Genomic DNA, 15,580 nt, shown 5'->3' with positions numbered 1-15,580 from the left:
CGTACGCCGAGAGCGAGACCGGGATTACGGGGGGTGGAGGACGAGCACACGGTTGACGCGGGGCGGCCACCGGGTGCCGTCGTCCGGACGGCGGACCCCGGACGCCGGACCCCGGACGGCGGACCCCGGACGGCGGACCGCCGGGCAGCAGAGGACCACGGGCGGCAGAGGACCACGGGCGCGACCGTCCCGCGGCTGCTTCCGCGGCGCGCCGGGACGGGTGGGTGCGCCGCCGTCGGCACCGGCTCCCCGGCGGCCGTGGGCTCCGTACGGGGGCCTCCCGGCCCGGGGGTCCCGGGGGAGCCGGTCACGCGTTGTCGGTGCGGCGGTCCACAATGGTCCGCGTCAGATTCCGTTCATGCCCCGCGCAGAACTGTGAAGGAGCCGGCAGCAATGGCCCGCCGCAGCACGAGGACCCCGCCGCCCGGCGACTCGTACGAGGAGAAGATCCTCGACATCGACGTCGTCGACGAGATGAAGGGCTCCTACCTCGAGTACGCGTACTCGGTCATCTACTCCAGGGCCCTGCCGGACGCCCGCGACGGCCTCAAGCCGGTGCACCGGCGGATCGTGTACCAGATGAACGAGATGGGTCTGCGCCCCGACCGCGGTTATGTGAAGTGCGCCCGCGTCGTCGGCGAGGTCATGGGCAAGCTGCACCCGCACGGCGACGCGTCCATCTACGACGCCCTGGTGCGCATGGCACAGCCCTTCTCCATGCGCGTTCCGCTGGTCGACGGCCACGGCAACTTCGGCTCGCTGGGCAACGACGACCCGCCGGCCGCCATGCGGTACACCGAGTGCCGTATGGCCGAGGCCACGAGCCTGATGACCGAGTCGATCGACGAGGACACCGTCGACTTCTCGCCCAACTACGACGGTCAGGAGCAGGAGCCGGAGGCCCTCCCGGCCGCCTTCCCGAACCTCCTGGTGAACGGCGCGTCGGGCATCGCGGTCGGCATGGCCACGAACATGCCGCCGCACAACCTGCGCGAGGTGATCGCGGCCGCCCGCCACCTGATCAGGCATCCGAACGCGGACCTGGACGCCCTGATGAAGTACGTCCCGGGACCCGACCTGCCCACGGGCGGCCGCGTCGTCGGCCTGTCCGGCGTCCGCGACGCGTACGAGACGGGCCGCGGCACGTTCCGGATCCGTGCCACCGTCGCCGTGGAGGACGTGACGGCGCGCCGCAAGGGCCTGGTCGTCACGGAGCTGCCCTTCACGGTCGGCCCGGAGAAGGTGATCTCCAAGATCAAGGACCTGGTCGGGTCGAAGAAGCTGCAGGGCATCGCCGATGTCAAGGACCTCACCGACCGTGAGCACGGCCTGCGCCTGGTCATCGAGGTCAAGAACGGCTTCGTGCCCGAGGCGGTCCTGGAGCAGCTCTACAAGCTGACGCCGATGGAGGAGTCCTTCGGCATCAACAACGTGGCGCTCGTCGACGGCCAGCCGCTCACCCTGGGTCTGAAGGAGCTGCTGGAGGTCTACCTCGACCACCGCTTCAATGTCGTGCGGCGCCGCTCGGAATTCCGCCGCGGCAAGAGGCGCGACCGCCTCCACCTCGTCGAGGGCCTGCTGACGGCGCTGGTGGACATCGACGAGGTCATCCGCCTGATCCGCTCCAGCGAGAACTCGGCGCAGGCCAAGGAGCGCCTGATGCGGCGCTTCTCGCTGAGCGAGATCCAGACGCAGTACATCCTCGACACGCCGCTGCGCCGCCTCACCAAGTACGACCGCATCGAGCTGGAGGCGGAGAAGGACCGGCTCAACGCCGAGATCGAGGAGCTGACCCGGATCCTGGAGTCGGACGCGGAGCTGCGCAAGCTGGTCTCCGGCGAACTGGCCGCGGTGGCCAAGAAGTTCGGCACGGACCGGCGCACGGTGCTGCTGGAGTCCTCCGGCGCCCCGGCCCAGGTGGTCCCGCTCCAGGTCGAGGACGCCCCGTGCCGGGTGCTGATGTCGTCGACCGGGCTGCTGGCGCGCACGACGAACGGCGACCCGTTCGCGGAGGACACCGACGGCAGGCGCACCAAGCACGACCTGATCGTCTCCGCCGTCCCGGCCACCGCACGCGGCGAACTCGGCGTGGTGACGTCCTCCGGACGGCTGCTGCGCCTGAACGTGATCGACCTTCCGCAGCTGCCGGACACGGCCGCGCGGCCCAGCCTCTCGGGGGGCGCGCCGGTCTCGGAGTTCGTCTCCCTGGAGGCGGGCGAGACGGTGGTCTGCCTGACCACCCTGGACGAGTCCTCCCCGGGCCTCGCGCTCGGCACGGAGCAGGGCATCGTCAAGCGTGTGGTCCCGGACTACCCGGCCAACAAGGAGGAGTTGGAGGTCATCACCCTCAAGGAGGGCGACCGGATCGTCGGCGCGGTCGAGCTGCGCACGGGTGAGGAGGACCTGGTCTTCATCACGGACGACGCCCAGCTGCTGCGCTATCCCGCCTCCCAGGTGCGCCCGCAGGGCCGTCCCGCGGGCGGCATGGCGGGGATCAAGCTCTCGGAAGGTGCCAAGGTGATCTCGTTCACGGCGGTGGATCCGGCGGTCGACGCGGTGGTCTTCACGGTCGCCGGTTCGCGCGGCACGCTGGACGACTCGGTCCAGACGACGGCCAAGCTGACGCCGTTCGACCAGTTCCCGCGCAAGGGCCGCGCCACGGGCGGCGTGCGCTGCCAGCGGTTCCTGAAGGGCGAGGACTGCCTGTCGCTGGCATGGGCGGGCGCGACGCCCGCACGGGCCGCGCAGAAGAACGGCATGCCGGCCGAGCTGCCGGAGATCGATCCACGCCGCGACGGATCGGGCGTGTCGCTGCCGAAGACGGTGGCGGCGGTGGCGGGACCGGTGTAGGCCGGTCAGTCCTGGAGGTCGCCGGGGCCGACGGCGGCCTCGGCCTCCCCGTCCCGCACATAGCGAAGGACGCCCCACATACCGTGCTCGTCGGCGTGCGGGGCGTCGTCCGCGCACGCCTCCAGTTCCTTGCGGAGGGCGTCGGCGTCGATGCCGACCCCGATGAGGACGAGCTGGGTCAGCCGCTCGTCACCGGCAGTCCACGGCTCCGGCTGGAAGCGCAGGAACCGTCCCACGGCGTGTACGGCGTAGCGGTTGCGCGGGTCGGCGGCGCCGAAGTCGACGTAGCCCTTGATCCGGTAGAGGCCCTGCGGCCTGCTGTCGAGAAAGCTCATCAGCCGCCGGGGGTTCATGGGCAGGGTGGAGCGGAAGGGGAGACTGTCGTATCCGGCGTGCAGATGGATGCGAGGGGCGCTGTCGTGCCCGGGCGCGCAGGACGTGTGGTCGCACGACGTGTGCTCGCCGGACGCGTGGTCGCACGACGCGTGCTCGCCGGACGCGTGGCCATGAGGCCCGGGTTCGCCGAAGTCGGGCTCCTCGTACCGCAGATCGTCGAAGGACAGCTGCCCGAACCGTTCCGCGGCCGGTCTGCAGTCGAAGAGGAACCCGGGATCGATCCGCCCGTAGGCGGCCGGGACGACGGCGGCGCCGTCGGCGAGCGACCGGACGAGCCGCACGATCCGCTCGCCGTCGCCTGCCCGGTCGGTCTTGTTGACGACGACGAGGTCGGCGAGGGCGAGATGCCGGTCGAGTTCGGGATGTCTCGCCCGGGTCGCGTCGAACTCGACGGCGTCGACGACCTCCACGAGTCCGCCGTAGTGCACACGCGGCTGCTCGCTGGCGAGCACCATGCGGACGAGTTCCTGCGGTTCGGCGAGCCCGCTGGCCTCGATGACGATGACGTCGATGCCGGCTGCGGGGTCGGCGAGGCGGTCGAGGTAGCGGTCGAGTTCACCGGCGTCCACGGCGCAGCACAGACATCCGTTGCCGAGCGAGACGGTGGAGTCCCCGAGTGCCCCGGCGACGGCCATCGCGTCGATCTCGATGGCCCCGAAGTCGTTGACGATGGCGCCGACGCGGCTGCCTCCGCTGTGGTGCAGGATGTGGTTGAGCAGGGTGGTCTTGCCCGAGCCCAGGAATCCCGCGAGTACGACGACCGGGATCTGCTGCGGACCCGACGACTGGCTCAACGTGCGCCCCTTCTCACACCGATGCGTGCGCCGGATCGCATACCGACGGCCGTACGAGAACGGCGCACGGACCGGATCTCGCCGGAACGGAGCGGCTCTCGTTTGAGGATTGAATGCCGATCCAGGATACGAGCGGGTGGAAACCCCGTGAAGTGAACGATTGTTAGCGGCGCTCGCGGGGCACACGTTTGGCATGGCGCCGGGGAACGCGACCCGCACTTCCCTCTGTGCGCCTCCTCTCCGCCTCCCCGCCGATCAGAGCCGCTCGGCACCCTGGGAGACGGCAAGCGCGCCGCCCATCGCTCGCCGGTCCCCTCCAGCCGACCCGCGCCCGACGACCGGCGGACGGTCGCCTGATTCGGGGGTTGACATGGTCACACAGAAATTGGGGCTGCGGGGGCTGGGCTCCGCCGCGACGGGACTCGTGCTCGCGGCGGGGGCCCTCGCGGTCCTCACCCGGCAGCAGCGCAGGTGCATCGAACTGCGGCTGCGGATCGAGCAGCAGCGGATGCACTTCCATCTGCTGGGCAAGGCCATCGACGACCCCGAGCTGGCGGCCGTGATGAGCACCGTCGACCTCAGCAGCCGGCCCGAGGCGGAGCGGCCCCGGCTGCGGCGGCAGTACCTCTTCGCCAACGCGCTGTACACCCACGCCCTGCAGAGTTACCTCGCGGGATACATCAACTGGCAGGAACTGCACGGGCATCTTCGCGTACTCTGCCAGAGCCGCGCCGTCCGCGAGTACTGGGAGGCCACGCGCCACCACCGCGACAGCCTCGCGCGGGCTTCCACGGAGGCACACGTGGGCCGAATGATGGACCGCATCGTGCGTGATCTGGACGACGCCGACACGGACGAGTGGTGGGTGGTCGGCCAGCCGCTGGAAGAATAGCCCGGGAGGAGCAGCCCGGGAGGAGCGGCCCAGGAGCAGCAGCCCGTCCGGGAGCCGGCCACGGGCCGAATGAGTCACTTGGGCTAGCGGGGTCTGATCGCACCACCGGCATCAAAAGACTAACCTGACCCCGCAATCACCACCCACTGCTCTGAGGACCGGGATCACCTTTGAAGATTGTGCGCCGGATCGGTGCATCTCCCCGTGAACGCGGCAGCGTGACAGGCGAGACCTGCCCCGACATCTTCGAACTCAGCGACGGCAATTTCGCCGTCATCGGGACCGAAGCCACCGCGACGCTCGACAGCGAACTGCCCGCCGACGCCGCACGGGCCGACCACGAACGCATTGTGATCATCAGCCGGGAGACCTTGGTCCGCGCCAAGGCCGAGATCCCGGACGCCTGAGCCTCCACCCCGTCCGCTCCACGCGTCACCCCGCCCCGTTGCACGCCATCTGCGCGCCCAGGGGCCCTACCCGACCGAGCAGTACAACACCCGGTCCCTGCTCGGCGGCACATGTCGTCGGGCCCGGCGCCAGATCGGCTCCGGCCCTGCGCACGAAACACCGGACCGTGGCCTCCACCGAGTCCGGTGAAGGCCATGGCAGACACTCCTCGCCGGCCCTCCCCGAGGCCGGGCCGTGGGCGTGCACCGCCCTCGTGGTGCGCGCGCTCCTTCAGGCCACCGCCGGTACCGCCACAGGCGGAACCGGCCCCACGTACCGCGCCACCGGTCGGATGATCTTCGGGTCCTCCGCCTGTTCCAGGATGTTGGCGCTCCAGCCGACCACCCGGGCCGTCGCGAAGGTCGGGGTGAACATCTCGCGGGGCAGACCGCAGAGCTCCATGACCACACCCGCGTAGAACTCCACGTTCGTGTGGAGTTCGCGGCCGGGCTTCAGCTCGGCCAGGATGGCCTCCACGCGGTGCTCGACCTCGACCGCGAAGTCCACCAGCGGGCCGCCGAATTGCTTCGCGATGTCGCGCAGCATGCGCGAGCGCGGGTCCTGCGTGCGGTAGACGGGGTGGCCGAAACCCATGATGCGGTCACCCGCGAGGACGCGTTCACGGATCCAGGAGTCGATGCGGTCGCGGGTGCCGATGGCGTCGAGGGTGTCCAGGGCGCGGCTCGGCGCTCCGCCGTGGAGCGGCCCGGAGAGGGCGCCGACGGCGCCCACGAGGGCCGCCACGACGTCCGCCCCGGTGGATGCGATCACCCGGGCCGTGAAGGTTGATGCATTGAATCCATGGTCAATGGTTGAGATCAAGTACTGCTCGATCGCCCGCGCACGCGCGGTGTCCGGCTCCGAGCCTGTGAGCATGTACAGATAGTTCGCGGCGTGCGGCAGGTCCTCCCGGGGCTCGACCGGTTCAAGACCCCGGCCCAGGCGGTACAGGGCCGTCAGCAGGGTCGGGACGGCCGCGGCCGCCGCGATCGTGTCCTCGCGGCGCCGGTCGGCGTCGACGTCGTACACCGGCCGGAATCCCAGGGATGCGCCGAGCAGGGAGAGCGCCGTGCGCAGGCCCGACAGCGGGCCGGAGCGGGCGCTCGCCGCCGCCACCGCGGGAAGCGCCGCCCGTACGGCGTCGGGCAGGCGGCGCAGTTCCGCGGTCCGCGCGGCGAAGGCGGACCGCTGCGCGGCGTCCGGCAGCGCGCCGTGGACCATCAGGTGCCAGACGTCCTCGAAGCCGCGGGTCCTGGCGAGTTCGACGGCCGAGTACTGGCGGTAGTGGTAGAAGCCCTCCAGCCCCCTGACGTCACCCAGTGCGGTGTCGGTGACGACGACGCCCGCGAGCCCTCGCGGGACGTCGACGGAGGTCGACTCGGCCCTGCTGTTCGGCATGTTTCCTCCCTTGAATTGATTCGACTGTCCATGCTTGACTCAACTCATGTCAATATTGATTGAATCAATACAGCGTCCATGGGTACGGTGACCGACATGAGGGATCAAGAAGCGGCTCCCACCCGTCACGGCGAGGCCCGGCTCACCACGAGGGAGGCGGCCGAACTGCTCGGCGTGAAGCCGGAGACCGTCTACGCGTACGTGAGCCGCGGCCAGCTCGGCAGCCGTCGCGAGCCGGGCGGGCGCGGCAGCACGTTCGACGCCGACGAGGTGGCCGCGCTCGCCCGGCGCAACAGGCGCGGGCCGAGCGGCACTTCATCCACCGGCGGCGAGCTCTCGGTCCGTACGGGCATCACCCTGATCGAGAAGGACCGGTACTACTTCCGCGGCGTCGACGCGACGCAACTGGCGGCGCGCCACTCCTACGAGGAGATCGCCGAGTGGCTGTGGACCGGGCGCCTGCGGCCCGGGATCACCTTCACCGCCCCGGAAGCGTCCGTCGCCGTCGCCCGCCGCGCCGTGGACGCACTGCCCGAGCACAGCGGCCCCACCGACCGGCTGCGCGTGGCGGCCATCGCGGCGGCCACCGCGGACCCGCTCCGCTTCGACCTGTCGCCGGACGCGGTCCTCGGCACCGCCCGCACCCTCGTCCCTACCCTCGTCGCCGCTCTCCCACCGCTGCGGCGCGACCACCGCGACACGGGCCCGCTGGCCCGGCGCCTGTGGGGCCGGCTCACCGGCCGGATCCCGGACGAGGCGTCACTTCGCGTCCTGGACGCGGCGCTCGGACTGCTCGTCGACCACGACCTGGCAGCCTCGACCCTCGCGGTGCGCGTCGCCGCCTCCGCCCGCGCGCACGCGTACGCCGCCGTCTCGGCGGGACTCGGCGTCCTGGAGGGCCCCCTGCACGGCGCGGCCAGCGGGCTCGCGCACCGGATGCTCCTCGACGTCCTGGACCGGGGCACCGCCGCGCCCGTGGTCGCCGACGAACTGCGCGCCGGCCGCCGCGTGCCCGGGCTCGGGCACCGGCTGTACCCCGGGGAAGACCCCCGCGCGCGTGCGCTCTTCGCGCTCCTGGAGGACGTACCGGCCGCGGCACCGCCCCTGGCGGCGGCCCGGGACATCGTCGCCACGACGGCCCGCCACGCGCCCCTGCACGCCAACGTCGACCTCGCCCTCGCCGTTCTCACGGTCGCCTCCGGCATGGCCGCCACGGCGGGCGAGGCCGTCTTCGCCGTCGCACGCACGGCGGGCTGGATCGCCCACTCCCTGGAGGAGTACGAGGAGCGCCCGCTGCGCATGCGCCCGAGCGGACACTACGTGGGCGCGCGTCCCCCACAGCCGCTCCCCGAATGAGCCGGGCGCGCCGCCGCCCCTCACCGGCCTCCCTGTCGCACATCTTGGCGCCCCCACCGCACGCCGGACGCGCTCCGGATGCGCCCCTCCAGACGGACGGAAGTCGACGTCGACGAGTCAGGTTAGGCTCACCTCTGTGAGTATCTGTACGAGCGCGTCCCGGGACCTCGACGAGCCCCTCATCGGGACCGCGGCGACCGCGAGGACATGGCTGCTCCTGGAACAGCCCGGCCCTTGGGGTGCCAAGGCACTCACATCGAGTCACCTGGATCCGGAACTGGGCCGCGCCCTGGAAGCGGCCACGCAGGGCACGGGCGTCCGGATCGCGCTCATCCGCCGCCCCGGCCGGCACGCCGACTGCGGTGCACCCGCCGCGCGGCGGGTGTATGCGGCGCACACCGTTCCGGGCAGCATATGGCTGCACTCCGCCACGATCGCCGAGCCGGAACGGTTGCTCGACCTGCACTTCTCGGCGCTCGGCATGGGTGACCCGAACACCTTCGACACCACGCTCCAGGGACAGCCCCACACAGGCGACCCGCTGGCTTTCGTCTGCACCAACGGCAAGCGAGACCGTTGCTGCGCTCTTCTGGGCCGTCCGCTCGCGGCCGAGCTGTCCTCGTCCGGAGTGGACGGAGTATGGGAGGTCACGCACCTGGGCGGCCACCGCTTCGCCCCCACCCTGCTCGTCCTGCCGTTCGGTTACGCGTACGGGCGGGCCCAGGCCCCGCACGTCAAGGAGGTCCTCCAAGGAGTGCGCGAAGGCCGGGTCGTGACCGAGGGCTGCCGCGGCCGCTCCGCCTGGGAGCGGCCCGCACAGGCCGCGGAGCTCGCGGTGCGCACATCGGCCCACGAGTACGCCGCGGACGCGCTGACCGTCGTCCGCACCCGGGGCGCGGCACCGCGGTGGGAGGTCACCGTCGCCCACACCGACGGCCGGCTGTGGCGCGTCGTCGTGGCACAGGGCGCCTCTCTGCCACCGCGCCCGGAGAGCTGCGGCTCGGCACTGGGCGCGCCGGCCCGGATGGATGTCGTATCGGTACGGGAGATGCCCGCGCCGGACGCCGCGGGTCCCGGGCCCCGCTGAGGCGCCGGGCCCGCGAGCGGGGGGCACGGACGCGGTACCGGCCGCCGCGCGGTCGCGCGGAGCTACGGGGGCTATGCCACACAGAGCCACCGAGCCGACGCCACACGAAGCCACCGAGCCGACGCCGCACGAAGCCACCGGGCCGACGCCGCACAGGAGATCCGTGCCACACCCCCTGCGGCGCCGCGCCCCCGGCCCGTACCGTCGTACGCATGAGCCCGTCACCCCCGGTTCGACGCTTGCGCCTCGGCCTGCCGCGGCGGATGTTCTCGCAGGTCCTGCTGATGCAGGTGGCCATGGCCGCAGGCGTCGCGGTGCTCGCCACGGGGCTGTTCCTCGCACCGCTCAGCCATCAGCTGGACGATCAGGCGATGCGCCGGGCTCTCGCGATCGCGCAGGCCACGGCGGCCCAGCCGCAGATCGCCAGGGACCTGCAGTCGACGCCGCCGTCGCCCGACGGGCCCGTGCAGCGGGAGGCGGAGCGCATCCGCAGGGCCAGCGGGGCCGAGTACGTCGTGGTGATGAACATGCGCGGGGTGCGCTGGTCGCACCGGGACCCCGGACGGATCGGGAAGGTCGTCTCGACCGACCCCAGCCAGGCGCTGGCCGGCAAGGAGGTCATGCAGATCGACAGCGGCACCCTGGGCCGCTCGGCCCGTGGCAAGGTGCCGCTGCGGGACGCGCACAACAGGATCATCGGCGCGGTCTCCGTCGGCATCGAGTACGACAGCGTGCGGGCCCGTCTCTTCCACGCGATCCCGGGGCTGTTCGCGTACGCCGGCGCCGCCCTGGCCGTGGGCGCGCTGGCCGCCTACCTGATCTCGCGCCGGCTGCAGCGGCAGACCCGCGACCTCGCCTTCTCCGACATCTCGGCACTGCTCGCCGAACGCGAGGCGATGCTCCACAGCATCAGGGAGGGCGTCGTCGCCCTGGACCGCGGCGGCCGGATCCGCCTCCTCAACGACGAGGCCCGGCGTCTGCTGGGCCTCGGCGACGAGGCCGTCGGCCGGTCTCTCGACGAGGCGCTCGGCGAGGGGCGTACCACCGATGTGCTGGCCGGACGCGTCACCGGCACCGATCTGGTCACCGTGCGCGGGCACCGCGTCCTCGTCGCCAACCGCATGCCCACCGACGACGGCGGCGCCGTCGCCACCCTGCGCGACCGCACCGAACTGGAACGACTCGGCCGCGAACTCGACTCCACCCGCGGTCTGATCGACGCGCTGCGCGCACAGGACCACGAGCACGCCAACCGCATGCACACGCTTCTGGGTCTGCTGGAACTGGAGATGTTCGACGACGCGGTGGAGTTCGTGGGCGAGGTGGTCGGCGACCACCGGGCCACGTCGGAACAGGTCACCGAGAAGATCCACGACCCGTTGCTCGCGGCCCTCCTGGTGGGCAAGGCCACGGTGGCCGCCGAACGCGGCGTGGCCCTGTGGATCGCGGACCGGACGCTGCTTCCCGACCGCCTGATCGACCCGAGGGGCCTGGTCACCATCGTCGGCAACCTGGTCGACAACGCCCTCGACGCGGTCGCGGGCACACCACACGCGCGCGTGGAGGTCGAATTGCGCGCCGAGGGGCGTACCGCGGTCCTCAGGGTGCGTGACACCGGGCCGGGGATCCCGGCCGAGCGACGGGAGCTGGTCTTCACCGAGGGATGGTCGACCAAGCAGCCGCCGGCTCACGGTCAGCGCGGGATCGGCCTGTCCCTGGTGCGTCGTCTCGCCGAACGCCAAGGGGGAAGCGCTCAGGTGACCGAAGCCCTCGGTGGGGGCGCGGAGTTCACCGTCGTCCTGCCGGAGGCGTTCGAGGAGCCCGTCCCGGCGCCGCAGCCGGCCACCGCGGCCGGCCCGGAGGACGCCGTCGCCGGCCGCGAGGGGCCCGCGGCGTCCCCGGCAGGGGCCCGGGGCGCACCCGTGCCGGCCCCGCGGCAGGAGTACCGATGAACCGCCCGGTCGAGGTACTGGTCGTGGACGACGACACCCGGGTCGCCCGGGTCAACGCCGCGTACGTCGAACGAGTCCCCGGCTTCCGGGTGATCGGGCAGGCGCACACCGCGGGGGACGCGCTGCACCGGATGGAGCTGCCGCCTCGTCCCGATCTCGTGTTGATGGACCACTACCTGCCCGACGGGACGGGACTCTCGGTCGTCCGGGAGATGCGGCAGCGCGGTCATGAAGCGGACGTGATCATGGTGACGGCGGCCCGCGACGTGCGGACCGTGCAGGCGGCGATGCGGCACGGCGCACTCCAGTACCTGGTCAAGCCGTTCGCCTTCGCGGGCCTGCGCGCCAAGCTGGAGGCGTACGCCGAGCTGCGCCGTACCCTCGACGGCGGAGGCGAGGCCGAACAGGCCGATGTCGACCGGATGTTCGGCGCCCTGTCGGCGAGTGCGGCACCGGGGCTGTCCAAGGGCCACTCCCCCGCCACCGCGGATCTGGTGCGCCGTGCCCTGATGACCGCCGAGGGGCCGCTGTCCGCCCAGGAGATCGCCGAGCGGACCGGACTGAGCCGTCAGACCGCCCAGCGTTATCTGAAGCTCCTGGAGCGCACGGGGCGGGCCACGCTGACCCTCAGGTACGGCGAAGCGGGCCGCCCGGAGCATCGCTACGTCCGGGGGACCCGCCTCTGAGAGGCCGGCCGGCGGGCCTCAGCCGGCGGCCTTCTTCACGAACTCCGTGGTGAAGGTCTTGCTGAGGTCGATCGTGGCGTTCTTGATGTTGGGGTTGAACGCCTTGAGGACCTTCTCGACCGTCTCGGGACCGCCCTCGGGCATCACGCCGTCCTTGGTGAACATCGGCAGCGTGCTCTTGACGGCGCTCGCGTAGAGGGTCTTGTTGCCCTGGGAGTAGTCGGCCGGCATCTTGTCGGCGATCTCGTTCGCGGAGTGCGTCGACATCCACTGCAGGGTCTTCACGAAGGCGTTGGCCAGCTTCTGCACCGTGTCCTTGTGGCTGTTGACCCAGTCGGTCTGCATGTAGAGGCTCGACGACGGGTAGGGGCCGCCGAGCGCGTCCTGCGAGCCTTGGGGCGTCCTCATGTCGACGAGCACCTGGCCGAGGTTCTTCTGCATGACCGTGGCGACGGTCGGGTCGGTGGTCATGCCGGCGTCGATGGAGCCCTTCTGGAGGGCGGAGATGAACGTCGGGCCGGCGCCGACCGCGACCGGGCTGAACTCACTGATCTTCACGCCGTTCTTGACCGCGAGGTACTTGGTGAGGAAGTCGGTCGAGGAGCCGAGGCCGGTGATGCCGAGCTTCCTGCCCTTGAAGTCCTTGGGCGAGGTGATGTCCTTCGCATGCTTGCTGGACACGATCTCGACCTCGCCGGGCGCGTGGGAGAACTGCACCACCGACTCGACGTGCTTGCCCTTGGTCTGGAGGTCGAGGGTGTGGTCGTAGAAGCCCACGGCCCCCTGGACCTGGCCCGAGACGAGCGCGGTCTCGGCCTGCACGCCGGCCGGCTCGCTCAGCAGTTCCACGTCGAGGCCCTCGGCGTCGAAGTAGCCGAGCCGCTGGGTGAGCATGGCCGGCAGGTAGATGACCTTGTCCAGGCCACCGACCATGATCTTGACCTTCACGCCCTTGCCGTCACCCTTGCTGCCGGAACCGGACGAGGCGGTACCGGCCGCCTCGTTGGCGCAGGCGGTGAGGGAGGTGGCGGCGAGGAGGCCGGCCGCGGCGAGGGCGGCGATTCTGACGGACTTGCGCATGACGGTTCACGTCCTTGGGAGAGGCGGTGCGGAGCGGTGCGAGCGGAAGAAGAAGGGGTGCCCTGGGGCAGTGGGGAGCGGGGCCGTCCGTACGGGGCCTCGGGCGTCCCCAGGAGTCCGGTCAGTGCCCGGAGTCCGACGGCTTCCATCGGAAGATGCGGCGCTCGGCGAAGGTCAGGAGCCCCTCGGCCACCAGCGCGACGACAGCGAGGATGACCATCGCGGCGTACACACCGGCCGCGTTGAACGTGCCCTGGGACTGGGCCACGAGCAGACCGATGCCCTTGGTGGCGCCGATGTACTCGCCGACGATCGCGCCGATGAGAGCGAAGCCGAAGCTGACATGGAGGCTGGTGAAGATCCACGAGGTGGCCGACGGGATGACGACCTGAAGCGTCACACGGCGGTCGCTCGCCCCCAGGATGCGTGCGTTGGCGACCAGGCTGCGGTCGACCTCGCGGGCGCCCTGGAAGGCGTTGAAGAAGACCGGGAAGAAGACCAGGACGACGGCCGACGCGACCTTGGAGGAGGGTCCCAGCCCGAACCAGATCACGAAGATCGGGGCGAGGACGATCCTGGGTATGGAGTTGAGCACCTTGATGTAGGGACCGAGGATGTCGGCGAGGAAGGCGATCCGCCCCAGCGCGATACCGAAGACCACACCGGCCACCACACCGATGGCCCAGCCGAGCAGCGCCTCCTGCAGCGTGACCCAGATCTGCTCGCCGAGGGAGCCGAGCGCCGTGCCGTGCGTGACCCAGGTGGAGATCTGGTCCCAGATCTTCGACGGCATCGAGAAGTTGAACGGATCGATGACGCCGGTCCGCGACAGCACCTCCCAGAGCCCGAGCACGGCGACCAGCAGCAGCACGCGGACCAGCAGGACGACGGCCCTGCGCCGGCGCACCGCACGCGCGCGTGAGTGCGAACGGCCGGCTTTGGAGGTGTCGACGCGGGAAGGCGCGGAGATGACCTCAGGCGACATGGGCGGCACCCCTCTCGCGCGTGATGCGGACCTCTTCGCCCAGCGACTCCCAGATCTCCCGGTAGATCTCGATGAACCGCGGCTCCAGGCGCACCGACTCGACCTTGCGCGGCCGCGGCAGGTCGATGTCGAAGATCTGCTTCACCGTGGCCGGCCCGGCGGTCATCACGACGACCTTGTCGGCGAGCGCGATGGACTCCTCGAGGTCGTGCGTGACGAAGACGACGGAGGCCCCCGTGCCCTCCCACAGCTCGAGCAGTTCGTCCGACATCAGGGCCCTGGTCTGCACGTCGAGCGCCGAGAAGGGCTCGTCCATGAGCAGGATCTCCGGGTCGTTGACGAAGGTGGCGGCGAGGGCGACGCGCTTGCGCTGCCCACCGGAGAGCTGGTGGGGGTAGCGGTCCTCGAACGCCGCGAGGCCGACCCGGGCCAGCCAGTCGCGCGCCTTCCGCTTGGCCTCCGCCTTCGGCACACCGCGGAATCGCGGGCCCGCCATGACGTTGGACAGGACCGTGCGCCAGGGGAACGTGGCGTCCTGCTGGAAGACGAAACCGACCTTGTCGCCCACTCCGGCGACCGGCTCGCCCGCCACCAGGACCTCGCCCTCGGTGGGCTCCTCCAGACCGCTGACCAGGGTCAGGGTCGTCGACTTACCGCACCCGGTGGGTCCGACGACGGCGACGAACTCGCCACGCCCGATCCTCAGGTCCAGGTCCCTGACGGCCGTGTGCAGGGCCCCTGACGGAGTCCGGAAGGTCTTGCCGGCGCCCCGCAGCTCGATGGCGGGGCTGGTGTCTGTGCTCATGGCCCCGGACCGTAGATGCGGTGCCGGCCCTGGCAGCAGTCTTCTGGGCGCAACCCCTATTTCTGCCTACAGGGGGCTGTTGTGCTCGTTTTGCTCGCGCTACAACAACGGAGCCGAACACGGGCTTCACGCTCGCCTGGCCTTGAGGAGAGAGGCCCGATGATTGACGTCCTGGTCGTGGACGACGACTTCCGCGTCGCGGAGATCAACGCCAAGTACGTGGGAAAGGTTCCCGGGTTCCGGGTCGCCGCCCGCGCGCACAGCGCCGCCCAGGCGCTTGCCACGGTGGACCGCGCCCCGATCGACCTGGTGCTGCTCGACCACTACCTGCCCGACCAGACGGGCCTCGAACTGGTCCACAGGATGCGCGAACGCGGCCACGGCACCGATGTCATCATGATCACGGCGGCGGGTGATGTGGCGACCGTGCAGACCGCGATGCGCCTGGGCGCCCTGCACTATCTGGTCAAACCGTTCACCTTCGCGGCCCTGCGCACACGCCTGGACTCGTATGCCGCCCTGCGGCGCACCGTCGACCGCGTCGGTGGCCGCGGCATCGCGGGACAGGAGCAGGTCGACCGCATCTTCGGCGCCCTGCGCACCGCGCCCGCGGCCTCGTCGCCCGGGCTGCCCAGCGGTCACTCGGAGCCGACGACAGACCTCATCTGCGATGTGCTGCACCGGGCTGGCCGGCCGCTCTCGGCCCACGATGTGGCCGCCAGAACAGGTCTCAGCCGCTCCACCGCCCAGCGCTATCTGCGCCACCTGGAACAGGCGGGCCGGCTGCGTCTGTCCTTGAAGTACGGCGACACGGGACGTCCCGAGCACCGGTATGCGTGGGTGGCTCCGTAG

General features: G+C 71.2%; 13 protein-coding genes. 8 read left to right on the top strand and 5 right to left on the bottom strand.

Features of this window, described 5'->3' with window-relative positions:
- Positions 1–393: 393 nt before the first annotated feature.
- Positions 394–2,850, top strand: coding sequence for a DNA gyrase/topoisomerase IV subunit A (locus ACZ79I_RS29920; protein WP_471501236.1), 2,457 nt, complete (start codon positions 394–396; stop codon positions 2,848–2,850).
- 5 nt (positions 2,851–2,855) lie between these two features.
- On the opposite strand, the gene ACZ79I_RS29915 is transcribed toward ACZ79I_RS29920, so the two are convergent.
- Positions 2,856–4,040, bottom strand: a complete 1,185-nt coding sequence (locus tag ACZ79I_RS29915; protein WP_471501234.1) for a CobW family GTP-binding protein — start codon at positions 4,038–4,040, stop codon at positions 2,856–2,858.
- 370 nt (positions 4,041–4,410) lie between these two features.
- On the opposite strand from ACZ79I_RS29915, the gene ACZ79I_RS29910 reads away from it, so the two are divergent.
- Together ACZ79I_RS29910 and ACZ79I_RS29905 are read left to right on the top strand one after the other, a co-directional pair.
- A complete protein-coding gene (locus ACZ79I_RS29910) occupies positions 4,411–4,932 on the top strand; it encodes a DUF6082 family protein (protein ID WP_471501232.1) in 522 nt (173 codons plus the stop codon).
- 170 nt (positions 4,933–5,102) lie between these two features.
- On the top strand, positions 5,103–5,339 hold the full coding sequence (locus ACZ79I_RS29905; RefSeq protein WP_388376132.1) for a hypothetical protein: 237 nt from the start codon (positions 5,103–5,105) through the stop codon (positions 5,337–5,339).
- A 271-nt stretch (positions 5,340–5,610) separates the two neighbouring features.
- Here the strand turns inward: ACZ79I_RS29905 and ACZ79I_RS29900 are convergent, their stop codons facing one another.
- Positions 5,611–6,777, bottom strand: coding sequence for a citrate synthase/methylcitrate synthase (locus ACZ79I_RS29900; RefSeq protein WP_471501229.1), 1,167 nt, complete (start codon positions 6,775–6,777; stop codon positions 5,611–5,613).
- Between the two features lie 96 nt (positions 6,778–6,873).
- Between ACZ79I_RS29900 and ACZ79I_RS29895 the strand changes: the two genes are divergently transcribed.
- The 4 genes from ACZ79I_RS29895 (at position 6,874) to ACZ79I_RS29880 (ending at position 11,858) form a co-directional block, all read left to right on the top strand.
- Positions 6,874–8,133, top strand: a complete 1,260-nt coding sequence (locus ACZ79I_RS29895; RefSeq protein ID WP_471501227.1) for a citrate synthase — start codon at positions 6,874–6,876, stop codon at positions 8,131–8,133.
- A gap of 136 nt (positions 8,134–8,269) precedes the next feature.
- Positions 8,270–9,220, top strand: coding sequence for a sucrase ferredoxin (locus ACZ79I_RS29890; protein ID WP_471501225.1), 951 nt, complete (start codon positions 8,270–8,272; stop codon positions 9,218–9,220).
- 212 nt (positions 9,221–9,432) lie between these two features.
- Entirely contained in the window at positions 9,433–11,172 is a 1,740-nt protein-coding gene (locus tag ACZ79I_RS29885) for a sensor histidine kinase (protein WP_471501223.1), read from the top strand.
- Complete coding sequence (locus ACZ79I_RS29880; protein WP_471501221.1) at positions 11,169–11,858, top strand: response regulator; 690 nt, start codon at positions 11,169–11,171, stop codon at positions 11,856–11,858. The genes ACZ79I_RS29885 and ACZ79I_RS29880 overlap by 4 nt, the downstream gene beginning before the upstream one ends.
- 18 nt (positions 11,859–11,876) lie before the next feature.
- Here ACZ79I_RS29880 and ACZ79I_RS29875 read toward each other — a convergent pair whose 3' ends face one another.
- From ACZ79I_RS29875 to ACZ79I_RS29865, 3 genes are all read right to left on the bottom strand, one after another.
- Positions 11,877–12,938, bottom strand: coding sequence for an ABC transporter substrate-binding protein (locus tag ACZ79I_RS29875; protein ID WP_471501219.1), 1,062 nt, complete (start codon positions 12,936–12,938; stop codon positions 11,877–11,879).
- A gap of 121 nt (positions 12,939–13,059) precedes the next feature.
- Positions 13,060–13,923: an ABC transporter permease gene (locus ACZ79I_RS29870; RefSeq protein ID WP_471501217.1), complete on the bottom strand. Its 864-nt coding sequence runs from the start codon at positions 13,921–13,923 to the stop codon at positions 13,060–13,062.
- Complete coding sequence (locus ACZ79I_RS29865) at positions 13,913–14,728, bottom strand: ABC transporter ATP-binding protein (protein ID WP_471501215.1); 816 nt, start codon at positions 14,726–14,728, stop codon at positions 13,913–13,915. Before ACZ79I_RS29865 ends, ACZ79I_RS29870 begins: the two co-directional genes overlap by 11 nt.
- 159 nt (positions 14,729–14,887) lie before the next feature.
- Between ACZ79I_RS29865 and ACZ79I_RS29860 the strand changes: the two genes are divergently transcribed.
- Positions 14,888–15,580 carry a response regulator gene (locus tag ACZ79I_RS29860; protein ID WP_471501213.1) on the top strand — a complete coding sequence of 231 codons (693 nt, stop codon included), beginning with the start codon at positions 14,888–14,890 and terminating at the stop codon, positions 15,578–15,580.

Source organism: Streptomyces sp. PSU-S4-23 (assembly GCF_055632315.1).
Note: the sequence above shows the minus strand (reverse complement) of the source record. Positions and strands in the feature narration are given on the sequence as shown.